The organism is Aquimarina aquimarini, assembly GCF_900299535.1.
GTDB lineage: Bacteria > Bacteroidota > Bacteroidia > Flavobacteriales > Flavobacteriaceae > Aquimarina > Aquimarina aquimarini.
Map to the genome: position 1 here is coordinate 53,760 of NZ_OMKE01000016.1, position 26,230 is coordinate 79,989.

At 32.4% G+C, this 26,230-nt stretch carries 23 protein-coding genes and 1 tRNA gene; 7 read left to right on the top strand and 17 right to left on the bottom strand.

Translation table 11 applies throughout. The features are described 5' to 3' along the window. Positions 1-47 precede the first annotated feature (47 nt). The 8 genes from DG508_RS09310 to DG508_RS09345 form a co-directional block, all read right to left on the bottom strand. Positions 48-338: an antibiotic biosynthesis monooxygenase family protein gene (locus DG508_RS09310; protein WP_108867880.1), complete on the bottom strand. Its 291-nt coding sequence runs from the start codon at positions 336-338 to the stop codon at positions 48-50. A gap of 17 nt (positions 339-355) precedes the next feature. Then, on the bottom strand, positions 356-1,582 hold the full coding sequence (locus tag DG508_RS09315; RefSeq protein WP_199912771.1) for a DUF4272 domain-containing protein: 1,227 nt from the start codon (positions 1,580-1,582) through the stop codon (positions 356-358). Positions 1,583-1,609: 27 nt separating this feature from the next. Beyond that, positions 1,610-2,122: a hypothetical protein gene (locus DG508_RS09320; protein ID WP_108867881.1), complete on the bottom strand. Its 513-nt coding sequence runs from the start codon at positions 2,120-2,122 to the stop codon at positions 1,610-1,612. Positions 2,123-2,538: 416 nt separating this feature from the next. Continuing rightward, entirely contained in the window at positions 2,539-8,067 is a 5,529-nt protein-coding gene (locus DG508_RS09325; protein WP_108867882.1) for an alpha-2-macroglobulin family protein, read from the bottom strand. Between the two features lie 87 nt (positions 8,068-8,154). Continuing rightward, positions 8,155-8,829, bottom strand: a complete 675-nt coding sequence (locus DG508_RS09330) for a hypothetical protein (RefSeq protein ID WP_108867883.1) — start codon at positions 8,827-8,829, stop codon at positions 8,155-8,157. 292 nt (positions 8,830-9,121) lie between these two features. After that, a complete protein-coding gene (locus DG508_RS09335; protein WP_108867884.1) occupies positions 9,122-10,189 on the bottom strand; it encodes an isoaspartyl peptidase/L-asparaginase family protein in 1,068 nt (355 codons plus the stop codon). Continuing rightward, positions 10,186-11,175 carry a toll/interleukin-1 receptor domain-containing protein gene (locus DG508_RS09340; protein ID WP_108867885.1) on the bottom strand — a complete coding sequence of 330 codons (990 nt, stop codon included), beginning with the start codon at positions 11,173-11,175 and terminating at the stop codon, positions 10,186-10,188. The genes DG508_RS09335 and DG508_RS09340 overlap by 4 nt, the downstream gene beginning before the upstream one ends. A 403-nt stretch (positions 11,176-11,578) precedes the next feature. After that, positions 11,579-11,947, bottom strand: a complete 369-nt coding sequence (locus DG508_RS09345) for a hypothetical protein (protein WP_108867886.1) — start codon at positions 11,945-11,947, stop codon at positions 11,579-11,581. Positions 11,948-12,422: 475 nt separating this feature from the next. Here DG508_RS09345 and DG508_RS09350 point away from each other — a divergent pair, with 475 nt between their 5' ends. Further along, entirely contained in the window at positions 12,423-13,496 is a 1,074-nt protein-coding gene (locus DG508_RS09350) for a PA0069 family radical SAM protein (RefSeq protein WP_108867887.1), read from the top strand. Positions 13,497-13,591: 95 nt separating this feature from the next. On the opposite strand, the gene DG508_RS09355 is transcribed toward DG508_RS09350, so the two are convergent. Genes DG508_RS09355 through DG508_RS09365 form a run of 3 tightly spaced genes read right to left on the bottom strand, consistent with a single transcriptional unit; the run spans position 13,592 to position 16,012 of the window. After that, positions 13,592-14,245 (bottom strand): HD domain-containing protein, encoded by a 654-nt coding sequence (locus tag DG508_RS09355; protein ID WP_108867888.1) that lies wholly within the window; start codon positions 14,243-14,245, stop codon positions 13,592-13,594. Positions 14,246-14,257: 12 nt separating this feature from the next. After that, positions 14,258-15,259: an acyl-ACP desaturase gene (locus DG508_RS09360; protein WP_108867889.1), complete on the bottom strand. Its 1,002-nt coding sequence runs from the start codon at positions 15,257-15,259 to the stop codon at positions 14,258-14,260. A gap of 12 nt (positions 15,260-15,271) precedes the next feature. Next, positions 15,272-16,012: a lysophospholipid acyltransferase family protein gene (locus DG508_RS09365; RefSeq protein ID WP_328515273.1), complete on the bottom strand. Its 741-nt coding sequence runs from the start codon at positions 16,010-16,012 to the stop codon at positions 15,272-15,274. A 278-nt stretch (positions 16,013-16,290) separates the two neighbouring features. Here DG508_RS09365 and DG508_RS21000 point away from each other — a divergent pair, with 278 nt between their 5' ends. Then, positions 16,291-16,452, top strand: a complete 162-nt coding sequence (locus tag DG508_RS21000; RefSeq protein WP_159090781.1) for a hypothetical protein — start codon at positions 16,291-16,293, stop codon at positions 16,450-16,452. Positions 16,453-16,518: 66 nt separating this feature from the next. On the opposite strand, the gene DG508_RS09370 is transcribed toward DG508_RS21000, so the two are convergent. Further along, complete coding sequence (locus DG508_RS09370; RefSeq protein ID WP_108867890.1) at positions 16,519-16,929, bottom strand: BrxA/BrxB family bacilliredoxin; 411 nt, start codon at positions 16,927-16,929, stop codon at positions 16,519-16,521. Between the two features lie 237 nt (positions 16,930-17,166). Between DG508_RS09370 and DG508_RS09375 the strand changes: the two genes are divergently transcribed. Beyond that, a complete protein-coding gene (locus DG508_RS09375; protein ID WP_108867891.1) occupies positions 17,167-17,901 on the top strand; it encodes a TerB family tellurite resistance protein in 735 nt (244 codons plus the stop codon). A 22-nt stretch (positions 17,902-17,923) separates the two neighbouring features. Here the strand turns inward: DG508_RS09375 and DG508_RS09380 are convergent, their stop codons facing one another. After that, the gene (locus DG508_RS09380) at positions 17,924-19,072 is read right to left on the bottom strand and encodes a lycopene cyclase family protein (RefSeq protein WP_108867901.1); all 1,149 of its coding nucleotides are present in this window, start codon (positions 19,070-19,072) and stop codon (positions 17,924-17,926) included. Positions 19,073-19,173: 101 nt separating this feature from the next. On the opposite strand from DG508_RS09380, the gene DG508_RS09385 reads away from it, so the two are divergent. Together DG508_RS09385 and DG508_RS09390 are read left to right on the top strand one after the other, a co-directional pair. Continuing rightward, positions 19,174-19,590, top strand: coding sequence for a hypothetical protein (locus tag DG508_RS09385; protein WP_108867892.1), 417 nt, complete (start codon positions 19,174-19,176; stop codon positions 19,588-19,590). A gap of 108 nt (positions 19,591-19,698) precedes the next feature. Then, positions 19,699-20,625: a DMT family transporter gene (locus tag DG508_RS09390; protein WP_108867893.1), complete on the top strand. Its 927-nt coding sequence runs from the start codon at positions 19,699-19,701 to the stop codon at positions 20,623-20,625. Here the strand turns inward: DG508_RS09390 and DG508_RS21175 are convergent. From DG508_RS21175 to DG508_RS09405, 4 genes are all read right to left on the bottom strand, one after another. Next, positions 20,622-20,774: a hypothetical protein gene (locus DG508_RS21175; protein WP_199912772.1), complete on the bottom strand. Its 153-nt coding sequence runs from the start codon at positions 20,772-20,774 to the stop codon at positions 20,622-20,624. The genes DG508_RS09390 and DG508_RS21175 overlap by 4 nt on opposite strands. Before the next feature lie 112 nt (positions 20,775-20,886). Then, positions 20,887-22,983 carry a ferrous iron transport protein B gene (feoB, locus tag DG508_RS09395; RefSeq protein ID WP_108867894.1) on the bottom strand — a complete coding sequence of 699 codons (2,097 nt, stop codon included), beginning with the start codon at positions 22,981-22,983 and terminating at the stop codon, positions 20,887-20,889. A gap of 11 nt (positions 22,984-22,994) precedes the next feature. Continuing rightward, positions 22,995-23,225: a FeoA family protein gene (locus DG508_RS09400; protein WP_108867895.1), complete on the bottom strand. Its 231-nt coding sequence runs from the start codon at positions 23,223-23,225 to the stop codon at positions 22,995-22,997. Between the two features lie 90 nt (positions 23,226-23,315). After that, entirely contained in the window at positions 23,316-23,993 is a 678-nt protein-coding gene (locus DG508_RS09405) for an SCO family protein (protein ID WP_108867896.1), read from the bottom strand. Between the two features lie 159 nt (positions 23,994-24,152). On the opposite strand from DG508_RS09405, the gene rseP reads away from it, so the two are divergent. Then, positions 24,153-25,475 carry an RIP metalloprotease RseP gene (rseP, locus tag DG508_RS09410; RefSeq protein WP_108867897.1) on the top strand — a complete coding sequence of 441 codons (1,323 nt, stop codon included), beginning with the start codon at positions 24,153-24,155 and terminating at the stop codon, positions 25,473-25,475. Positions 25,476-25,971: 496 nt separating this feature from the next. After that, positions 25,972-26,045, top strand: a tRNA-Asn gene (locus DG508_RS09415). Positions 26,046-26,230 lie beyond the last annotated feature (185 nt).

The following is a 26,230-nucleotide window of genomic DNA, read 5'->3' on the forward strand; positions in this document are numbered from 1 at the left end:
AACAGGAATTCTTTTAAATCGTTTATTCAGTTCAAATTATTTATTAATTACAGAACTGATATATAATGTTCCACTATTGGAAAAGGATTATAAAAATGATGTAATAATTTTTTCCATTGCTGATATGCTTCAGACGTTCTAAAACCAATTTCATGATCCTCTATCGTTTCCCATGTTACCAAAAGCAGGTATTTATTTTCTTCTTCTTGACACTTCAACATATCGTGTTTAATATACCCTTTTGCAGCGCAAATGATTTCTTGAGCTTTTGCAAAAGCTTGTTCAAATGCTTCTGACTCTCCTTCTTTGATATACAATACTGCTTGTTCTAGGATCATTTCTTTATTTTCTTTATTTAAGTATCACAAGAAACATTATCCCAATCCTGATTCATATAATTAATAAGCCAGTTTAAAGCATAATGTCTTTCGTAAACTATTCCAGGGTTCACCTCTTTTATTTCTTCTCCTTTTATTCTAGCATCTACACATGCCCAATCCAATCTATAGTACAAATCATTGGCGTCTAATATTTCTTGCTTTGACCTTGATGTATTTATAGCGTTTATAAACAAATTAGGGTCCTTACCTTCACCTATTGGATATTTTTCTGATGGAATTTTGTTTAAATCTGCCAAATGATCTGGAAACCCAAGATTTTCTATAATTGCTAATGCCCACATCAATACCCAAATACATTCACATTTCCATGTTTCATAACTCTTTGCATCATCAGTAGGATTCTTTAAAAAATCTAATTCTTTGGGTGTTGCTTTTTCTAATAGCGTATACCTATCAAGATACTCTAAAGCCTCTTCTCCACTTATATTACCAAAAGCCACCATATTGGTTACCGCCAGTAATGTAACTCTCTCGGCTATCTCTTTGGGGGAACGAATTGAGGTATCTTCCTCAGATTCAACAACTGGTAGATTTTTATTTATTTTAATATTACTAACTTCTAAAATAGCTTCATTATCTACCTTCCTTTTTTTCTGGTCTTCTGTAATTTTAGTTTGATCTCTATCAAAATATATCGAATTGATTTTCACCTCCAAATGATCAATTTCAGAATTTCCGTTTATATCCAATATGAGATTTAGGTCTTTATCTAAAAAATGCTGTACCTCTGATTTACTAATATTAGTTTTTGGTTGAGAGAATATCAATCCCTCATATGATTGACAGATATTTTGAGTCAATATCGTTAGTTCATCATTTAAATTCCCCAATGATATTATAGCCAACTCACTATTTAATGTTTGTATTTTTTGAAGTAATAATTCTTTTATTTTGGTATTAGCTTCTGGAAAAGAACTCACATACCCTAACATCCCTGATAAGTTTTGAGTCAATGGAGAATCTATCTCTAAGATTTGATAAGAAGGCTTCATTCTTTCTCTATAAGAGATTTGAAATTCTTTTTTAGGTTTAAAAAGCCCCTCTTTGATAGATATATGTAGTATTTTACGCTCTTCTTTATCTGATACAGTTATTTTTCCTTTGGGAAATATTTTTTGTATTTCTGAGGTTATTGCATCAAAATATACTTCATGTGAGTATATAGTACAGTAATTTTCCATTTATTTACTCTTACAGATAGTAGAATTTTATTTGCTTAGAGCAGCCTCTACTTCATCTAGTGTTATCTTATTTATTTTTTTAGAATACTCTCCATAAACTATCCTTTTTTGCATATCAACATCCAAAAAACCTGTTTCGCAAGCAAAAAAGTCATAATCATTTACTTTTCCATTATCTGAGTCATACGAAATTCTATTTGGAGCGATCAAATAGTGTTTCCCTATTTTAAAATAAGCAATATACGGTCGACATAACATCCCATCATCTCCCCAAATTTGAATGATTTTACGTGTATCTTTGCCTTTATATTTCTTGATAACTTCCACTTTTATAGCTAGTGGCATTTTTACTATTTCTCCACCTTCTTCATATTCTAAAAATTGTGAGTACTCTATAACTTTTACCAAGGCCACAAACCCTCCTCCTGAAACAGTACTAAACGAGCAATCTCCATTACACTGACAATCACATGCAATAGATTGAAAAGAATATAATATCAGTACTAATAAACTCGAAACTTTAAACAGTATTTTTTTCATAACAATTACTATTTCTTGTTTTAATAAGCCAGATTACTTTTTAGCTTAATTTTAAGTTGAATAATTCTTAGGCATTATAAATGTAGAATAATCTAATGTAAGTCCATAAGCATTTATGTTATCATATATACAAAGCAGTCAATTATTTCTTGATGTGATCACAACTTATACACTCCTATTAAGGCTCACTCTTTATACAACACATTTTCCTAAACATTTATTATCAGAATTTCAGTTTTTTTTCAGAAACCTCAATCGTTATTATGACCTATTCTATTTCTCTTTTTTTGATAAAAACGAGACAGGTAAATCATAAAACAATAATTCTCTAATTATTGTTTTTGAAATCATCGATATATTCATCATAAATTTAGGTGAATACCTAAATCTATAACAAATACATCGTTTAGATATTCTTATTTAACTACCTCAACCCATTTTCCACTACTCCTTACCAAATAGCTATTATCATACATGGCTTCGCACTGGATCCCTGGTAAATAATATTTACCTAAATATGAAGCATTCAATAATACTGTCATTGTTTTACTTTGGTGAGGTTTCAGGTTATAATAAAAATTCACTCGGTCATCTCGTATATCTGTATGCGTTACATTATTAGCTCTAAATGATCCAAAATCAGTAAATCGGGTATTCACTATCTCCCACCCTGATGGAAAAATCTCGGTTAAAGCAATATTTTTGACCTTAGACCCTGTAGTATTGGTAATGGTAACTTCTGCTACAAAATCTGTGCCTTGTGCTAACTGTACTGGATTGATAATTTTACCTTCTCTATTTTTATAATCTACAATTACTTTAAACTTATTCTGAATCACTTTCTCCTTACCTACAGGCAAAATACCACTGGTAGCTATTTGTACAAATATGGTGTTGTCTTTGTTATTCTGAAGCACTAATTTATTTTCTTTTAAAACGGCTATATCTCCAGTAATTGCTAATGTTTTTGATGTATTTGTAGCATTTGATTTCCCGTTCAAAACATAGTTTACATGTATTCCTTTACCTCCTACATAACTTGCATATTTAGCCATCGCTAATAATGCATACGAAGTTGTTTGCGTGCTCATCCAATTTTTGGATGATAGTTCTTTTGCTAATTCTACGGCGACCCCTTGTGCTTTGGATTTTTGATCCAACGCAACCAATGTTTCTAGTGCCATTGCTCGATTACGGTTGGTAGATCCATACGTGTGATGATCGTTCTTTTTAGATTCAAAATCAATATTAGCAGTACTCATTAATTGATTTGCTGCTGTTGATTGACCAACCAATGCATACCCTGCAGCCAATCTTAACTTGGCATCATTAGACAATCCTGTTGTCTCGCGCAATCTATTCATAGATGATAAATCAGGACTACCTGCAAGAGCTAATGTGTATAATCGATATGCCTGTGCTAGATCATTACCTCCTTTTCTCCACCTTTTAGCTTGTTGCTGTTGATAGTTAATCCAACTACTTTTGAAACCAATTGGTAATATATATCCTAATTTATTTGCCTCAAGCAAGAAATGACCTGCATAGGTGGTTCCCCAATCATCAGAATTACTATATCCAGGCCAATACGACATCCCTCCATTGGACTGAACAAAGCGTTTAAGCCTAGAGATCGCCGCTTCTATATTTTTCTGAATATGTTGTTTTTTTTCTGATGAAAGATTAAAAACCTCTCCTAGATATAACTGTGGGAACGCTGCAGAGGTTGTCTGCTCTACACACCCATGTGGGTATCGAATCAAATAGCTTAATCTACTTTCAAAATTCATAGCTGGTAAAGACGAGAACTCAATCGTTGCACTATTACTTCCATTAATTCCAAAAGCAGCAAAATCTACTTCTTGTTTACTATTGGGCTCTAAAACAATTGTTTTTACCTCTGTTGTCATTGGATTAGGATTCACTATATCAATAGGAACTTTGTAAGACGCTTTTTCTCCACCTCCTTTTGCTATTACTTCAATATCTGTCATCGAAGCGCCCTCTAATACCTCGATCTCAAAATATGTCATTTTCTCATCTGGTTGAGGAAATGATAATTTTTGTTGCGTATCACCATGTACTATAAACCCTTTGTTAGGCTTGAGGGTAACTGCTACATTTCGAACTTTATTTTCCATAGCAAAGACAGTAACTGGAATTGTTACTTTTTCTCCTGGAGTGATTTTTCTAGGAATAGAAGTAAGCACCATAAGTGGTTTACGTACAGGAGTTGTTTTATCTACACTACCATAAGCGCCATTTTCTGCATCAGAAGCAACAATCATAGTACGTACTGATCCTATATATTTTGGAATTTTTATTTTATGTGCGCGGGTTTCTCCTTTTTTTAGTTTAAAAGGGCCTTTATACACTACCATGGGTTTGAATCTATTTGCTTTTTTGGATTTACTTCCTCCTGCTTCAGCATCTCCTCCAATACTGAATATTTGGTTTATACTTCCCCCATAGGCTCCTATTACATCATCATATACATCCCAGCTTTTTACACCTAATGCTTCACGAGCATAGAAGCTATCCCAAGGATTTGGTGTTTTGAATCTGGTAAGGTCAAGTAATCCATCATCAACAATTGCTATTGAATAAGTCATCGGTTTACCATTGCTCTCTTCTACTTTTACTGTAATTGTTTCTTCTGGTCGTAATACGTCTGGCATTTTCAATTTTGGTTGTACTCTCGTATTTGGATCTTCTACTGTAATCGGAACAACACCATATAATCGTATTGGTAAATCATTAGCTGTTCCTGCATGTGGTTGTAACAATGTAATATTTATGTAAACATTGGGCGTGTATAACTTATCAATTGGTAATTCAAATTTTGTTTCTCCTTTTTGCGATAACACCCATTGGGCATCTAATACTTCTGTACCATTTTCTACGGTCACCAAAGCTCTCCCTCCTTCACTTGATGGAAATGTGATCATAGCTTTTTCTCCTACATTATATGTTTTTTTATCGGTAGAAAACAATAACATCGTCGCAGCAGAGGGGTCATTTTTACGTGATTTCCCTGCCCATCCAGGCCAATCTATATACATTATTTTACCTGTAGCGTGCCCTCCTTTTGGATCTACTACTCTTACCAGATATCTTCCCCATTCTGGATATTTTAATTCAAAATTAAAAGTTGCTTTTCCTTTATTGTTGGTCGTTACTTTGGTCTTGAATACTTCACTATGATATGAGCCTCTATTATAGGATGACAAATTATCTTCTGATGTATCCCACCACCATCTCCAATCTACTTTATAAATATATACTTCGAGATCATTAACTGACTTTGGTTTTCCGCTTTCATCTACAGAAACAACTTCAAAATTATGCTTTGTATCGGTCAATAGCATCCCTCTAGCTTTATCTCCTTTGGGTACACTAACACCTACATAGGTTTCATAAGGAGAAAAATCTTTTGTTATCACATCTGTACTAAAATCTCCTCCGTTTTCGTATACTTTGGTAATAAAAGATGCTTTTAACATCCCTGCAGCTTTAGTATCAAGTTCAGGGTTGAGATTAAAACTTGCTTTTCCTTCCCCAGAGATTTTTCCGTTGAATACTTCCTGTTCTTCTGCTTTAAAACTTCTTGTAGGATCATCAAAAATATAACCAGGAAAAGTTTTGAAACTGGTTTTTCCAGGCCTAAAACGAACATTGATATCTGTCTGAAGGTTTTTTGCCACGGCACCGTGTAGCCATAATACTTCAAGATCACCTTGTATGTTTTTATTTGCTCTCAGAACCTCATTATCAAAAGTAGTTTTGATTTTAAGGCGATTTGGCTTTATGGTTTCAATTTTAAGTGCCTTGGTAAAACTAGCACCTCCTACATTTACACTGGCTTGCCAATTCCCTGTAGGTGCTTCTTCAGAAGTTTTTACTATAAATTTGTAAAAGTTATTGACTGCATCTGTTTTTGTTTCTTGGTAAGTAACTTTTCCATAGGGATCTCGTAGCTCGAATTTTACAGGATGTCCTTTGGGTAGTTTATTTGCATTATCATTGAGCATAAAGGATAAAAACAGTGTGTCACCAGGGCGCCATACACCGCGCTCTCCATAAATAAATCCTTTGATCCCTTTTTGCAATCGCACTCCTGAGACATCAAATTTACTTACAGATAAGGCATTACCATCGTTTAGTTTTATATATGACTGTTGTTTTCCTGATTCTGCGATTGCAAAATATGCAGGACGATCTGCATCAAATCCTGTTATTCCTTCTGCATCTGTTGTACCAATACCTATTTCTTGTTGCTGATAATTATAAAAAGTCACTTTTGCATTTGGAACTGGACTTGTAGTAATGATATCATTGACTGTAACAGTATACGCGTGATTCAGGCCTTTTTTTACAATAACCCCCAAATTAGAAGCTAGTATATTTGCTCCTATTTTTTTATCTCTATAATAAGAATTGGCACAAGGGTTTTCTCTTTCTCTCCAATCATAATCATAATAATCGTCATAATAATACTGTGAGCTATCCCAAAAACTAGCTTCTTCTTCTTCATCATAATTTTCTGCTAATTCTTGAACTGGTGTATCACCCCCTACAGACGTTCCTTCACATTTATAAAGAGAATACGATTTTCGATAATTAAGTTCTACTCTATAAATTGCGCCTGGATCTGGTGTAATTAATTCTTTAAGATCAACAGCAAAGGCATTCCATTTTCCTAAATTAAGTGAAGGGTTTTCTTGAAGATTAATTAGTTTTTTTGCAATTGGCCTTGCTACACTTCTTAGGTTACTTGATCCGTTAAGTTCATTATTTTGTAAAAACTGAAGAACATTGTTTTCAAATACTTTTACGACCTGAACCTCTACTGCACGCAGATTAATAGCTTCAAAATTAAACTTAAGGTTATCTGAAGTGGGAAGAATTACCCCGCTTTGTAATAAACGAATCTCTGGATTAGGTTGTTGAAAAGAAATATTCTCTGTATAAGTGTTTTTCAACTTATAATTATCGGTACTTTGTATTCCTTCATAAACAGTAACCTCTAAAGTTCCTTTAAGCTCTTTTTTAGGATATACTTTTAGCACATTTCCGCTTACGGTATATTTTAAGTTTCTAGCACCAGAAATAGTGACCAAGCCATTAAAGTTCTGATTTTTCTTTATTGGGTCAGAAAAATTAATCTCGACATATTGTTTATCAACATTAGAGACAGAAACACTTATTACAGAAAAGTTACTTTTACCTGGGATAAATAATTTATGTGCTCCTTCTGTATCGATATCAAATGATTTTCCAGACCATTTAATTTCTACTTCAGAATCTACTTTATAACGTTGTATACTATCTATTCTAAAACTAAACTGACGACTTTTATTAATAGATTCACCAAATTTTACTTGTATGTTTTTACCTTTTTGTGTGGCAGTAATTAATTGTTTGGCTACTTCAAATTTCATTTGATCACTTGTGGTAAGTGTACCATCAATATATTGCCAATCTTTATTATAGGATTGAAGGTTATCTGTCAACACAGAAAATTGCTGTTTCAACGTTTTAACTGAAAAGACAAACTCTTCATCCAAATCATCATTAAAATCTTTGATTAGCTCTTCTAAATCAAGTGTAAAAGTATATGATGTATCTTCATCAAATCCTTCTTCTGGATAAAAAGAGATAGTTCTGTTATTTACTGCAATTACCTTACCTTTTACTTTTGGCGACACCGTAAGTAGATCTTTTGGTAATTCCTGATTATCATCCCATCCTTCTATAGGTGTTTGTAGCACAACATACACATTGTCTAAAACTGAAATCACTCCTGAAGACACATCAGAAATATAATCTTGATATTCATTTAATTCTGAGGCATTAGCTTCTGCTATGGATCGTGCATCTTTTTTTTTACAAGAGAATACCAGTCCTATAAGAACCAGTAGACAGAGGATTCGTGAAGATTTCATATAATTGGATGTTTAGTAAAAATAAAGGTAGTATATTTTCGATTATATTGTATACTACCGCTATTCACATTTTATTAGAAGTTTGCATTACAGTACAAATTTGCGCTCAAGTGTTGAAAGAGTTGAGTTTTCTTCTTTCATTATTTTTTCTGCGATCTCATTTCTTCCACTAGCTCCATTATCAGTAATATATTTTATCTCTGCAGGAGTTATCAATTTTACATTTATTAACATTACTGGCTCTATACTCAATGCTACTTTGCTAGGAACAACGTTACTTTGCAATCCCATAAGCACTCCTACTCTTCCTTCTTCATTAACAAATTGTTCTGGTACCTTTTTGGCATATAATTCTGTAGAGAGGTATGTATATTTTTGAAACATGTTGATTAGATTTCCATTATCTGCAGCTAATAGACTTGCTTGATACAATATATCAAATTGCCATGAATTTTTTACAGTATCCAGATCTTCTAATTTCTCAGATTCAAGATACAGTTCAAAACCTAATCCATTATACCCTTGATTCTCTTTATTAGTATCATAATCACTGTAGGGGTCACTTAATCCATCTGTTGCGATAATGGTAGAGTTTGAAGTATCTATTTTTATAAATGCTTGTCGCAATGAGGGCCAAGTGGGACCTCCCATAAAACTAGGGTTTATCATATGAGACAATACGTCTGTTTCTAGGCTTCCTATTTCTTTCCAAAAAGAATTTCGTTTCTCACACGAAATCTCAAAATGTTTTTCGTAATTCATATCTTACTTGTATCTATTTTAGTTTCCCTTTCTTTTTTACAGAAATTAATTCATAACCAATAGATTTTCTTATTACAATGTTTTTTTGTCACTATGCATCTTGGTATACATTTGTTATGAATAACAGCAATTTTCAATTGAGAATTGGCATAAAATCTGTTTGGATAAAAGTAACCAGTTTTTTTGTGTCATTACCCCCTGAAAATAGTGATTTTTTCATTGTAACTACAATTCATTTTCCATAAAAAAACCCTCATAAAGAGGGTTCTGCTATTTTTTGTAAAATAGAATTTTACTTTTTATAAATACCTATATTAAGTTCGTCTTTGGCATTCATAGAAGCACGATACATTCCTGCTGTATTAAACTCCATAGTAACATTTCCTTGATTGTCAATTGCAACAATTCCTCCTGTACCTCCCAGATCCGTTAGTTTTTTCTGAATCACTTCATGCGCAGCCTGCTGTAAAGACACTCCTTTATACTCCATCAATGCTGAAATATCATGTGCTACCATTGCTCTTATAAAATATTCTCCCCAACCAGTACTAGATACTGCACAGGTTGCATTATTTGCATATGTACCTGCTCCTATTATTGGGGAATCTCCTATACGATTCCATTTTTTATTGGTCATTCCTCCTGTCGAAGTTCCTGCGGCAAGATTCCCATGTTTATCTAATGCTGCGCACCCTACAGTTCCAAACTTAGCATCTTTTATTATTGGATCATAAAAAGCGGTTGTTTTGTTTGCTTCTTTATTTTTTAATTTTTCTTTTACTGTTTCTAAAGATTTCATCCTATCCTCTGTAAAGAAATATGCAGGGTCAACAATCTCTAAGTTTCTTTCTTTTGCAAACAATTCTGCTCCGCTACCAGATAATAATACATGTGGGGAGTTTAGCATCACTTCGCGAGCCAAATTAATTGGGTTTTTTACTGTTTTTACTCCTGCAACCGCTCCTGCATTCAAATTACTACCATCCATAATAGAGGCGTCTAGCTCATTGGTTGCATCATTTGTAAAAACTGCTCCTTTTCCTGCATTAAACAGCGGAGAATTTTCTAGCACATTTATTGTTTTCTCAACCGCTTCAAGACTAGTTCCTCCGTTTTTGAGAATGGCATGCCCCACTTTTACGGCTTCTTCTAGCTTAGCTTTGTATGCTGCTTCTTTTTCTGGAGTCATATTCTTTTTCAAAATAGTTCCTGCTCCTCCATGAATCACAATCCCAAAGTTATCTTCTGGTTTACTAATTTCTTCTTTTGTTACTTCACTTACAGCTTCTACTTTTTTTTCTGGTTGTTTATTACATGCAATAAACAAAACAACACTAAAAAGGATGATTACTTTTTTCATACTGATGATAATTTGTGTTTACAATATTCTGCCAAAGCGATTCTTCCTAAAAAGAATCTAAAGGTTAAAAGTAGGGCATTTCCTCCATTATCTTCTATAGATATTGATTTATTTAATTCAAAATCACAAGGTTGATGTTTACCTCCTTCTACTGCAATATTATCAGCATATAATGAACCTTTATTATTGGATTTGAGAATGGGTTTTATACGTCCTTTGATACCTGGTATTTCACCAGATTTATTAAGAATTACTGACCCTACTCCTTTTCCTTTTTCAATAGTAATCTTTATATCTTCTTTTGGGTTAATATCTTTAAGTACTACTGCTGGGTATTCTGGGTGTGCAATAAGTGCTGTATACGCCTTTCTTGTTCGTATAATAAAGTGCACTTGTCCTTTTTCTCCTGAAAAACCTTCTAAATACGTTGAATTATTAGCTACCAAAACAATTTGTGCATTTTTTATCAACTCATTTTTTTCATTGACTACTTTTATTGTAAAAATAAAAGGTTTAGGACTAATCAAGGTAGTAATCTTTGACCATCGATTTTTTAAAAAGGACTGGTCTTTGCTTAACTTTTTTTCGATCAAGGCAGCAAATTCATCAGGAGTTCTGTTTTTGAGATTAATATAACCTACCGTTTTCAAGATTCCTGGAATCTCTGTGTCATCAAACCTTGCAGGTAAGATATACTCTCTACTCTCCTGAAATGCCCTTGCTTGCATTGAAGCTCGCTCGTGATTTGTCCATAATTTCTGATTATAAAACCCAGAAATAAACATCACTGTATAAAGTGCTCTATTCTGATATATCTCTGATAAATACTCATATAGGTTTTTACCCCATAAGTTTGTCTCTTCAAACAAATCATAAAATACCCTGATTCCTCTTATTTTTAGACTGTTTGCAACTTCTTCTACATACGCCCTATTTTCTCCGGCAAAAGAAAGGGCGACATCGTACTCATAATTCTTGTTTTTCATCACTGACATCTTTTTTCTTTTTTTAACCTATAAACTGACTAATTCTTACTAAAAATCTTCTATTACAAAATTACTTTCTTTATTTGGAATATTTCCTATAAAAGCTGGAAATATTCCAACAAAACTTTTACTTTTAAACCGTACTTTTCTTTGTTTATAGTACTTTTGAAAGGTAAATAGTTTGACAAAAGACTATGTTAGCCAACTGGTTTACAAAAACAGAAGTAATTTTATTTGAAAGAAATGAAAATATTAAGAATAAAATTTGATTAGGCCTTTGTTGGAAATACATCTGTAAATTCGTCTTCAATAATTCTTTAATTTATTAAATCATTTTGTACAATTTTCTCTATACACTTTTAGAAGTTTAGGATTATCATGCCTCTATATTAGAAGAAATGTTTTATAATTTGAGACGATCACTAGCTTCGATTAAACAAATATCAAATGCTAACAATGTATCTCTTACTGCTGTAAGAAGCTTAGCTTCTCCTATGTTTTCAAAATGATGAATAGTACCTCCGTATGATGGTCCGCTTGCCCCTGAAAAAGCTTCAAAATCTATTTTATTTACCTGATCTCGAATTGAATAACTTAATCTACCATCTCCTATTACATCTGGTTTTCCGAATAAAAAATTTAAGCAATCAATAAACAGGTCATGATCAAACGCTTCTAAATCACTTAATCTTTGATTTACTGTTTTTCTCGTTGCAATTTTAAATCCCAAAACAGATTCTTTAGGTAGTCTTATAAATCTTTCTTCTTTCATAAAAATCTCCCTTACCTTGTTATATCCTAAAAAACTACTTTACTGTTATAATACAAAAACACCAGCACATAACAATCATTAGTTCAATTCGTTCGAATTCATTGTTTTATTTTGTAAACAAATAATAATAGTGCTCTAACCATATAAAAACTTTTTAATTACATGAATTAAAAACATCATGACTACGCTTGTTTTATAATAAGGAAAGAAATTAACCTACTACTATACTCATTTTAAATCACTTATAAAATCGTACTTTATTTTGTTTGACTCTAGATACTCTTTCAAATTCATTATAATTATTCCAACAGCACTGATTAGAAAAGTTGAGAAGCATCCTTTCTAAAAGTTACACATGAATATGGAAATCCCAATTTTCAGTTTAAAAACTTTTCAAGAAAATGGAATAATTCCATGGTAAATAGGAATAATTCCTATAATTCTGTTATTTTTACTTCACAAATTATCATTCAACATGAATTACAAGCAACGAATAAAAGGTAGAGGGGCTCAAGAAAAAGTAAATAATCGATTTTTTGACAGTCATCATGAAATCAGAGATGATTTTCTCAATTATTGTATTGAGCAAGGTGAATCTATAGATAAATATCAAACCACATATATTGAAACGTATCCTAAAACAATTGTAAATAAAGTAACAAGTCCAGATGTTGGTATGACATATTCTCTAAATCCTTATCAAGGATGTGAGCATGGGTGCGTATATTGTTATGCCAGAAACTCACATGAATATTGGGGGTATGGTGCAGGTCTAGATTTTGAGAGCAAAATTTTGATAAAAAAAAATGCTGCTGAATTATTAGAAAAGAAATTAAGAAGCAAGAAGTGGAATGCGTATCCAATCTCCCTCTCTGGAAATACGGATTGCTATCAACCTATCGAAAAAAAATTAAAAATAACTCGCAAACTTCTTAAGGTTTTCTTGAAGTACAAACACCCTATAGGAATTATTACTAAAAACACTTTGATTTTAAGAGATTTGGATATCCTTACCGAATTATCCAAGCATAATTTGGTTTCTGTATACCTATCTATTACCACACTGCAAGAAGAAACCCGAAGAATTCTCGAACCTAGAACGGCAAGCATCAAAAAACGTTTAGAAACCCTAGAGATACTGAATACCGCTGGAATCCCCACTAATGTAATGATGGCCCCTATTATCCCATCAATTAATAGTCATGAGATATTACCATTGGCTGAAGAAATTTCTAAGCGAGGTGCCAAAAACATTGGATACACTGTAGTGAGATTAAACGGGGCAATAGGTGATATATTTACTAAATGGCTTGAGAATACTATGCCTGATCGTAAGAATAAAATTCTCCATCAGATTATGGAGTGCCATAAAGGAAATCTAAATGACAGTAAATTTGGTGAGCGAATGAAAGGTAGTGGTAATTTTGCAAATCAAATTCATCAATTGTTTACTATTGCCAGACAAAAGTATTTTACAGAAGGGCACAAAACCCACCTAAACTGTGACCTACATCAATACCATAAAGATGCCCAACTACGTTTATTTTGACTTTCAATTACACCATAAAACTTGAATTTGAGAAGTTATAAGTGTTATAAAATCGGGTATATCCTTTATCTTAATACAACCGCACTATAATTAATCTACAGTTCCCCTTCCCACTCTTTATAAAATTGCTCAAGAAATTGTTCCATAAATTGATGGCGTTCTGTTGCTAGCCTTCTACCAGTTACTGTATTCATTCTGTCTTTAAGAAGCAATAGCTTTTCATAAAAATGATTGATTGATGGTGCTGTAGATTTTTTATATTCTTCTTTACTCATCTTGAGGTCAGGTGTTATCTCAGGATTGTATAACTCCCTATTTTTAAACCCTCCATAGTGAAAACATCTAGCGATACCAATTGCTCCTATAGCATCTAATCTATCGGCATCTTGTATTACATCTAACTCAAGAGATTTGAATTTTTGATCGGCATTCCCTCCTCTAAAAGAGACATTCTCTATAATCTTAATTACATGATCAATGCTATCTTTTGGCACTTGAAGGTTTTGTAAAAACTCATTTGCTATTCTGGGGCCAACAGTTTCATCTCCATCATGAAATTTTGAATCGGCTATATCGTGTAATAATGCCCCTATAGAAACCACTAATGGATCTACTTTTTCTCCTTGAGAAATTAATTGTGCATTTTTGAACACTCTGTACACATGAAACCAATCATGTCCTGCTTCGGCCCCCTTAAGCTTATCTTTTACAAAATCAATAGTATCAGATATAATCTGATCTTCAATCATATTTAATTGTAATTATTTTACTAATGCTGGTTGCACCCATTTGAATTCAAAAACTTCTTCAGGGATGACCAATCGCTCACTAATACGTTGCATTCTTGCTGGTAATTTCATCAAGAAATCACGAGCTTTTTCTGCTTCATCTGTAAGGTCAATTATTTTATCTATCTCCCATCTATCAATAAGCTTTTGCATGATGTCTATATAATCTTGTGATGTGTATACTCCTATACGTTGTGCAGACCAAGAAAACTCTTCAAAAGCGGTACCTATAGACTCCCCAGATTCTCTAAGAAAATGAGCAGGCATCACGATTTTCTTTTTCATCATATCACTAAAAGCAATCATCATCTGACTTGGATCTACTTCAAAAATATTTCGCACAAATTCACTATATGCATTGTGATGACGCATTTCATCTCCTGCAATTATCTTGCACATTTTGGATAATGACTTATTAGAATACTGCTTCGCCATTTTTGCTACTCTATTGTGAGAAACATATGTTGCTAATTCCTGAAAACTAGTATATACAAAATTCTTATACGGGTCTCTATCGGTTCCAATATCAAAGCCATCATTAATCAAATGCTGCGTAGTTCTTTCTACCTCGATCATATTGACTCTACCTGATAGATATAGATATTTATTCAATACATCTCCATGACGATTTTCTTCGCCACTCCAATAGCGTACCCATTTTGCCCAACCATTATCTTTTCCATCTTCATGCTGGTTTACACCTTCTACATCCATCAACCATGATTCATAGGTAGGTAATGCTTCTTCTGTAATGGTATCTCCTACCAATACTACCCAAAAATCATAAGGCAATTCTTTTGCCAATTCTCTCAATTCTTTTACTTCATCAAAAAAAGTATCTTCATTTTGTGAATCTGGCAAAAAATCTGTGGGTTGCCATATTTTATCTACTGGAATCAAAAATTTATCTACAAAAGAATCCACTTTCTTTTCCAGTAATTTCATTACTTCTAATCGTATATTATCTAATGCCATAGTAGTTGCGTGTTATGTTCTGATTGCTAAAGTAATTCTTTCTTCTATCTTTTTTAGCAATATCTCAGGTTCTTTATCAATTGGCATGGGTTCTTGCACCTCTAAAGTCATATGAATACCTACTCCCATTGGGAAGCTTCCGTGCTCTACCAATTTCCAACTATTATTTATTGTAACTGGCACTACCAGAGCATCTGGAGCATTTTTAAATAAAATTTTTAATCCAGTTGGAGCAAAAGATTTTGGTTTTCCGTTCCTACTTCTGGTTCCTTCTGGAAAAATAACTGCTGAAAAGTTGTTCTGAGCAACAAATTTCCCAAATTTTGATAAAGCTGGTATTGATTGCTTAGGATTCTTTCTATCGATTAACACATTCCCCCCATGTCTCAAATTAAAAGATATACTAGGTATCCCTTTTCCTAATTCTATTTTGGAAATGAATTTTGGCTTGTGTTTTCGCAAATACCAAGATATCATAGGAATATCAAACATACTTTGATGATTAGATACTATGATCAAAGGTTTATCCTCTGGCAAAGAATGATTATTCTTAAAACTAAACGTTACTCCCAATACATGCAAACAACGCAATAAACATAAGTTCATAATATTTACTACTCCTCTATGCCCTTTGGCACCTCCTAATTTTAACCCTAACCATTGTAATGCATGAAAAATGACGAGTGTTGAACCAAAAGACAAATAAAAAACTATAGAAAGTGGATAGCTAAGTAGCTTACTTATTGCTTTCATTACTGTAAATAATTAATAAAATAGATTTGTATAAAAGTATCGCAAGGTCTTATAATATTTTAAGTAAACCAATAGATTAAGAAACTATTGCCACTTCTAATGAAAATTTATTTTTCGAACAATTATATAGTTTAAAAACATCGCTATTAAATCGTCTTTTTTTCAATCTAAAATTATTAAGGTAACTTATTTGTTCTAAAAGACATAAACAAATAGACATAAACACTGAATGTCTATAAATGTTCAGGAAGTACACAACTAATAAAACAATTTAAATTATGTTAAAGACCATTTTAAATTTAGAAGGAGTACAAGTAATGAATCAAAAAGTATTAAAACATGTAAATGGGGGCAATAAGGACCTGTATCAAAACAAAAATTACGGTTGTGGTTGCCATAATAATACAGCTCCATACCCAGAGCTTTGTGATCATTGCTAAAAATTAAAAGAAGTGAAATAAAAATCCAGTCACATTTTTGGATTTTTATTTCACTTGTATGTTATTTTAGCAATATTCGTTATATGCATCCTTAAGGTTATCGGCTATCATATCTGCAGGACGACCTTCTATATGATGACGCTCTAACATATGAACTAACTCTCCGTTTCTAAACAATGCCATAGAAGGTGATGATGGTGGAAAAGGAATCATAAATCCACGTGCTTTATCTGTAGCCTCTTTATCTACACCTGCAAAAACAGTAACTAAGTTATCAGGTTTTTTTGCATTATCTAGAGAAGCTTTTGCTCCTGGTCGAGCATTTGCAGCAGCACATCCACATACTGAATTTACAACTACCAATGTAGTTCCCTCTTTTGCTATTGCTTTTTCTACTTCCTCTCCTGTATGTAATTCTTCAAAACCAATATTGGTAAGATCTTCACGCATTGGTTTTACTAAATCTGCTGGATACATATTTTTATGTTTTATTTTTTCGTATTACAATTTTATACAAAGTTACAAATTATGTACCATATACCTTCAACTGACAAGTAGTCGGGTTATTTGATTTCATTTAAATGTAAAAACAAATTTTGTCTATCCTTATTCTGTAACAAATGACAAATACTCATTACTAATATACTGATAACGCTCTAAAAAGGTTATCTTTTAATAATTATTTTATATTTGCAACCCAAAAAATATTTTTGAATGATCAAGTGGTTTACTACCATACTAGGCTATATCTTTTTTAGATTCCCAGGAGCAATTTTAGGTTTTATTCTTGGCAGTCTATTAGACGCATCCAGAAGTAAGAATGGCAGTGGATTTAAAACGGTGTTTTCTCAAGAAACCAAAGTAACTCCTGCTGATTTTGAACTTAATCTATTGTCTTTATCTTCTATTGTTATCAAAGCAGACGGAACAGTTAATCAAACGGAATTAGATTATGTAAGACAATATTTTGTGAGTGCCTATGGTAAAGAACGTGCTAACGCAACTTTTAGAACGTTTAATGATGTAATTAAAAACAGGCATATTTCTGCTCCTCGAATTTGTGCATATATTAATCAACATACTCGATATCCATCTCGACTACAGATTCTTCATTTTCTATTCGGAATTGCAAATGCAGATGGCTCTGTAAGCTCTTCTGAAGCAAATGAAATTCAGAAAATCGCAGGGTTTTTACGTATAAATTTTAAAGATTTCGAAAGTATTAAAGCTATGTTTTTTAGAACAGGTGATCATGCTTATAAAATTTTAGAAATTGATAAAAATGCTACTGATGCAGAAGTAAAAAAAGCATTTAGATCTATGGCAAAAAAGTATCACCCTGATAAAGTACAGCATATGGATGAAATTCATATAAAAGGAGCTGAAGAAAAATTTAAAGAGGTACAAAAAGCATATGATCAAATCAAAAAAGAACGAGGGATCAACTAAACTCGAATCCTCCTCTAGAATACTAATTATTTTTAAAAACTCTTTTCCAAAGAGCTTTTAAAAACTTTAATGGTGGCAAACTAACTATAATAGAAAACTCCTCAAAAATAGTAGTTTCTTCGTCCAAAAATTTGAGAATTCTAGAGCTTCTATTTTTCTTAAATAAGCTTGTAAAAAGAAAAGAACCTATAGCGTTTTCTCTGTAGAGTACGTCTATAAAAAGAACATCATAATACCAAAACCTTGTACGTTTACCAAAGGCTGATAAATCTGTATTATTCTTAAGATATGAAATGAGTTTTTTACTATTCTTTATTGCATTATTAAAAGTATACCCTGTACTAGGCTTGGTCCATCCTCCTGCGGTACCTATATGCAATATACTCTTGGAGTTTTGTTTTCTAAAATCATAACAGGTCATTGGGATGCAACCTTTTTCTGTCTCAGTAATTACATAATCAGCAATCCCTTTTTTTTGAAGATATTTTACAATTTCTTCTTCATACTCTTCTTTTTTCAAAAGACTTTCAGAAAACAAAGTATATTCAAACAAGGCTTCTGTCTCTGAGATTGGCAACACATACATAAATCTCGTATTCTCCTTTTGCTCCACAGCAAAATCCATAAAAGTAGCAACATTCTTATCAAAACAAGGTTTTTTTGTCTTGACAAACCACCCCACAAAATGTTGATTCAAAACAGGGTATTTGGTTTGGGCTTTGTATTCTTGAGATAATAGTATACTATTAAAAACTTTATCCCCAAAAAACACTTTGCTATTCGTTTTTACTTGAACAAGACCTGCTCTTTCTTTTAAAGAAACAACCTCTTCTTTTACAAAAGTTACATTAGATTTTCCTTCTAAAACATTGATCACAAAATCGTAAAAATCTTTACTTCTGATCAATTTATATTGATACGGTGAAATCTGCATTTCTTTTGAAAAATCATTACTTCCAAAATAAATAGTATCCCATTCTTTACTTACAACTTCACTCCATACTCCAATATCTTTCTCCCAAAAACACCATGTACGATCATTAGAATACTCAGTTTTTTTATCAATTAATAAAATATTTTTTGTATCAAAAAACGAATCCAAAATCATTTGATATGCCAGTATCAACCCTGAAGCTCCTACACCAGAAATTATATAGTCATACTTTTGCATATAGTGTGAATCCAACATCTAAATAAATAAAATTAACCTTTATAAGTATATTATAAAGTGTCTAATCCCGTTTTAATAATACTTGCTAATTTACACAACTCATGAAAAAGATCATATTATCAATCTGGTTTATCTTACCTTTTATAGTAGCATATGGACAAAACTCGGCTGAAATAGAAACCCCCAAAATTATTACAAAACTCAAAATAGGAAATACAGCCAATTTTGGAGATAAAAGTATTAAATTCATTAAGGTAACAGAAGATTCCAGGTGCCCAACTGATATGATGTGTGTATGGGCTGGGGAAGCAAAAATAATTATTGCTATCTATAAAGGCAACACTCTAATAGAAGAAAAAAAACTTGTTTTTGGTGACCAAAATATTAATCCTGATCAGATAAAAGAATTATTAACGACACCACAGAAAACTATTTTTGGCTATAAGATCAGCCCATATCCTTCGTCAAAAACACCTATTACCTCTTCTGAGTATTATCTTGAATTACTACTTCAATAAAAAGCATTTCATTAATTTTTTAACTCCTATCATTTTAACTTTGAAATCATCTATTTTTTTAAGTATACTTTCAAACTTTACACAATAGAGTTTCATTAACTTTACCCAATGATTTCTAATCAAGCAAAAGCTCATCTAGCATTATTAAGTGTTAATATTATTTACGGAGCAAATTATCTTATTGCAAAAGGTTTAATGCCTAACAAAATAGAAGCATCTGCACTCGTATTTTTACGAATTGGCGGTGCAGGTTTATTATTCTTTCTTCTTAAATTATTTATCAAAGAGCGAGTAGAAAAAAAAGATATTGGCCTCTTAGCACTATGCGGTTTTTTAGGTGTTGGCATTAACCAATTCTTTTCTATGAACGGGTTAAGCCTTGCCTCTCCTGTTGATGCAGCTATCATAGTAACTGCAATGCCTATTTTTACAGTAATTATTAGTTATTTTCTACTTAAAGAGCCTTTAACCATACAGCGCATTCTAGGTATTTCTATCGGGGGATCTGGAGCTATTTTATTGATTTTTCTAGGTAATTCAGGAATGGGAACTGGTTCTTTACTAGGAAATATCTATATTTTTATCAATGCATTAGCTTTTTCTTTTTACCTAGTTCTTGTAAAACCTCTTATGTCTAAATACAAACCAGTTACTGTTATTATCTGGACTTTTTTATTTGGTTTTATAATTATATTTCCTTTTTGTATACAAAAACTAATTACCTCTGATTTTGCCCCCTTTACATCATTTAACTGGGCATCTTTATTTTATGTAATCCTCGGACCTACTTTCTTAGCATATTTACTCAACATGTTTGCTTTACAATATGTAAAACCAACTGTATCTAGCAGTTATATCTATGTACAACCAGCTGTAGCAATGATACTTGTTACTATTATTTCTTACTTAGTAGCAGATAGTCAATATAAAGGAGACATCACTATTCCAAAATTACTTTGTTGTATTTTTATTTTTGGTGGTGTATATTTAATTAGTAGCGGTCCTCTAAAATGGTTTAAAAAACCAAAATCTTAGTGACATCCACAACCTGAATCACCACATGATTTTGATGATTTCTTTTTTGCAGAAGACAAAGCAGGTTTCCATAAGAATTTCTTTATCAAAAATCCAACTGCTATTGCAAATGTGAGAAACACCAATATATTTTGGATAATAATATTCATTTGTTATTGATAAGAGTGCTATAGTAATTCATTACGCATCAATCACCTTAAAAGATAATCGTCAAGAGCACATTAATAGTCGTATAAAGATACAGAAAACTTACAAGATACCTCATTTTAAAAGCTGATATGCAACCAAAGCAACTCCATATGCAAAAATACTCATAAAAATAAGCTGAGTCATTGGCCATTTCCAACTATTTGTTTCTCGCTTTACAATGGCTAGCGTACTCATACATTGCATTGCAAATGCATAAAACAATAAAAGAGAGATTCCACTTGCCAGATTAAACAATGGAGCACCCGTTACAGGGTTTACCTCTGCAGCCATTCTATTTTTTATAGTTTCTTCCTCATCACTTCCTACACTGTAAATAGTTGCCAATGTTCCTACAAAAACCTCTCTAGCAGCAAAAGAGCTTATAAGACCAATACCAATTTTCCAATCATACCCCAAAGGCTTTACAACTGGTTCAATTGCCTTACCTGCATACCCAATAAATGAATATTCAAGTTTATGAGACGCTACTTTATTCTCTAACTCTTCTTCTGAGAGATCAACGTATTGCTTACTAATAATTTCTTCTGCATTATTAAATTTCTCATTAGGGCCAAAACTTGCCAATACCCATAAAATAATTGAAATTGCCAAAATGATTTTCCCAGCTCCAAAAACAAATGCTTTTGTTTTTTCGATTACATTAATCATTACATTTTTGAATATTGGAATTTTATATCCAGGCATTTCGATTACAAAGTATGATTTGCTTTTGATTTTTAATATCTTATTAAGCACCCAAGCTGATCCTACTGCCGTTGCAAATCCTAGAAAATACAAAAACATCAGCATAAGACTTTGGTACCCAAAAATCCAAATAATTTTCTCATTTGGAATCACCAATGCTATTATTATAAGGTACACTGGTAATCTTGCAGCACAGGTTGTAAAAGGGACAACCAATATTGTAATTAATCTTTCTTTCCAGTTTTCTATATTTCTTGTAGCCATTACTGCTGGAATTGCACAAGCAGTACCAGATACTAGGGGAACAACACTTTTTCCACTTAATCCAAACCGTCTCATAACTCTATCCATAAGAAAGACTACTCTACTCATATAACCGCTTTCTTCTAATATTGAAATAAAGAGGAATAAGAATGCAATTTGAGGGATAAAAATAACCACTCCTCCTAATCCAGGGATAATACCCTCTGTAAGAAGGTCTACAAAAGGGCCAGATGGCAAAACTGTTTTTACTGCCTCACTCGCCCAAGAAAAGGTCTCATCAATTAGATCCATTGGATACGATGACCAATCATAGATAACTTGAAAAATAAACAGGAGTATTACAAAAAAAATAAAATACCCCCAAAATTTATGAGTCAATATTCTATCTAATTTTGCTCTCATTCCTGTAGCTGATTTCTCATCTACTATTAACCCTTTTTTAAGCACATCATTGATAAACTGGTATCGCTTGATGGTCTCTTTTTGTTGTAATCTTTTAAATTCACTTTCAGACTTAGTCTCGACTTCACTATCAATAGCCTCATCTCTTTGATCAGCATTCTTGAAACTAGCATTCTGAGTTATTTTTAACCAGCTTTTGTATAATGATTGATCTGGAAATGTTTTTTGCAATCGATCAAAATACTCCTGCTCAAAAGACAACGCATCAAGGCATCGTTTTTTAGGTAAAGACCTATAAGATTCTATTAATTTTTTAAGCTCATCAATTCCTTCTCCTTTTCTTGCACTAATCAGAGCTATTTTTGTATTCAGTTCTTTTTCTAACAAAGGTATATCTAATGAAATTCCTTTTCTTCTCATTCTATCAGCCATATTAACTACTAGAATAGTCGGAATTTCAAAATCTTTAATCTGAGTATAAATTAGTAAATTTCTCTTTAGATTTTCTACATCACTTACTACTACAGCTACATCAGGAAAATCTTCTGATTCTTGATCCAACAATAATTCTGTAACAATATTTTCATCTAGAGATGATGCATTAAGACTATACGTACCTGGAAGATCAATAACATGAGCCTTTACATCATGAGAAATCTTGCAAGCCCCTTCTTTTTTCTCAACTGTAATCCCAGGATAATTACCTACTTGCTGGTTAAGTCCTGTAAGTAAATTAAAAACAGATGTTTTTCCTGTATTTGGGTTTCCTATTAATGAAACTTTTATTTGCGTGGCCATAAAAAGAATTGCTATTTGATAATTTGAACTTCAATATGAACAGCAATTTCCTTACGAATGGCAAGGTGGCTACCGTTTATATTAAGATATAGTGGGCATTGAAAAGGAGCTATTTGAAGCAACTCAACTTCATTTCCTGGCAAACACCCCATTTCCAGTAATTTAAGCGGAACAATATCTGAAGTAATTTCTTTAATCAAGGCTCGTTGACCTTTTTTAAGGGTAGCAATTGTAGTATTCAAATTTTATTTAGATTAATTTAAACTAAGCAAAAATAGTGTAAAAAAATGTATTGAAAAAGCCAAAATTACGCAATCCATACAAACCTAAAGTTAATTTTTACTTATTTCTTCCTTCAATATAGTGATATCCTCCATCAACCGATCAATCTCTTCTGGATTGGTGCCATCATAAAACCCTCTAATATGCTTCTTCTTATCAACCAAAATAAAATTTTCTGTATGTACCATATCATAAGGACCACCATCCCCATCAGATTTTGCTGCCAAATAAGATTTACGTGCCAAATCATAAATTTGTTTTTTGTCTCCTGTCACTAAATTCCATTTACTATCATCTACCCCTTTATCTACTGCATATTTTTTCAACCTAGCTACATCATCAATTTTTGGAGTTACAGAGTGAGACAACAACAATACATCGGTATCACTCTTTAATCGTTCTTGAATCTCTTTCATATGTCCAGTCATTATCGGGCAAATTGTCTGACAAGTAGTGAAGAAGAAATCTGCTACATAAATCTTATCTTTATAATCCAGTTGCGTTACTTCCTTTCCGTTTTGATTTATTAATTTAAAATCAGCAATTTTATGGTATTTACGAATATACTGCACCGTACTATCTACCAGCTCTACATTTACCATATCTGGCTCATACACTGGCAAAACACGATCTGGCTTAAGAATAGAATATATAATAGATATGATAATAGCCGACAATACAAAAAGTACAATTGCAAAAAACTTATATTTAGAAAAAAACTGAAGCATATTGGATAATTATATTTGTACAAAATTACAAGGATTATCCCTTATAAAAATAATTGTTTCATTAAAAAAATACTAAATGTATCGAACTGTAGGGTAGTTTTTTTTTATATGCCCTTCTAAAAGGTTACTTTTGCGTGATTTAATTTTGAAGAACGACTTATGAGTCCATTTTTTATAAAAGCCATACAGCTATTATTAAGTTTATCGATCCTTATCGTATTACACGAGCTAGGACACTTTATCCCTGCCAAATTATTCAAGACAAGAGTTGAAAAATTCTACTTGTTCTTTGATGTGAAATTTTCTTTGTTCAAGAAAAAAATAGGTGAAACAGTTTATGGTATCGGTTGGCTACCATTGGGAGGCTATGTAAAAATAGCTGGAATGATTGACGAGAGCATGGATAAAGAACAAATGGCTGGCCCACCACAACCGTGGGAGTTTAGATCAAAACCAGCCTGGCAACGATTAATCATTATGCTAGGAGGGGTTACAGTAAACATCATTCTTGGGTTTTTAATTTATATGGCAATTATCTTTACTTGGGGTACAAACCATGTGAGTTTTGATGATATGCCAAATGGATTTGCTATAGAAGATTCTTTTAAAAAGTTTGGTTTTGAAGATGGAGATCGAATTATGGCAATCAACGGCAAAAAAATGGAAGATGTAATTGATGTTAACCATCATCTATTCATGAGAGATGTACAAACTATCACTGTTTTACATCAAAGTGGAAATCAACAAACCATCGATATTCCTGAAGGTATAGGAACCACCATGTTTGAATCTGGAATATTACGCCCGTTCACCCCAATCACAGAACCTATTCTGGATAGTATAGTTCCTGAAATGTCTGCATATACAGCTGGTCTTAAAAAGGGAGATAAAATAACAACCGTAAATGGAACTCCAATAAAGCACTGGCATGAATTCAAAAAGGCAATACATACTGACGACACCAAAAAAAGTATTTCACTGAGTTATATAAGAAACGGAGAAACAAAAACAACTTCTGTAACTCCTAATGACGAAGGTTTAATAGGTGTAAATGTAAAAACAAGCTATAACGTTCAACAAAGAAAATATTCTCTTGGAGAAAGCATAACCAAAGGTTTTGATTTTGGATACTGGACTTTGCATGACTACATTGCACAATTCAAGTATGTTTTTACTAAAAAAGGAGCTAGCCAAGTTGGTGGATTTGGAGCCATTGGAAATCTGTTTCCTGATGCATGGAACTGGAGAGCTTTCTGGGGAACTACCGCCTTTATATCAATCATTTTAGCTTTTATGAACATCCTACCTATTCCTGCTTTGGATGGAGGTCATGTAATGTTCTTATTATATGAAATCATAGCTGGAAAAAAACCTAATGATAAATTTATGGAATATGCGCAATTAGCAGGATTCATTCTTCTTATCACTTTACTATTATTTGCAAACGGAAATGATATCTATCGGGCTATTTTTGACAAATAACACTGGTAAGTAAACCAAACTAATAAAAATAAAAAAAAGGTCGAAGCTTGTTGTTTCGACCTTTTTTTGGCCTCTACACATAAAACAGATCATCATCCACCCAATGGATAATGATTACTTTCTTAAAAAAGAAACTAGACTACCAACACTATTATACCATTTACACTTTGAATTTTCTTTTACAGTAAATTCAAAGTGTAAATGGTATAATTTTATCCAAATTAAAATGGGTTCTAAAAATTTAGATTTGCAAAAAACTTCATTTTATTAAAAAAAATATTTTTTCCATACTCTCAATAAAAAAGCATCTTATCTACCTCAAAAAACTAAAAAACAAATAGATACTCCTATTTCACAAAAAAAAGAATATCCCCTTTCCAAAATAAAAATTCATAATTCCTGAAAAAAAGTCAAAAAAAACTTTTTGTGATCTAAAAAATAGTATATATTTGCACTCGCAAAAAGGAAAAAACATTCTAGTTTTGCAAACATAAATTCCTCCTTAGCTCAGTTGGTTAGAGCATCTGACTGTTAATCAGAGGGTCCTTGGTTCGAGTCCAAGAGGGGGAGCAAAAGTCCAGCAGCAATGTTGGACTTTTTTGCGTTTACACCTTACTTAGACTCGAATTCTGTTCCTCATACACAACTTCCTTACGGATCAAGACTAATTGTTGTGTTTATGCAAATATTCTAGTTAATCTAAAGAGAAAGAATTCTACATTTTTGACTCCTCTAAATTGTGCTCTAAAGGCTTT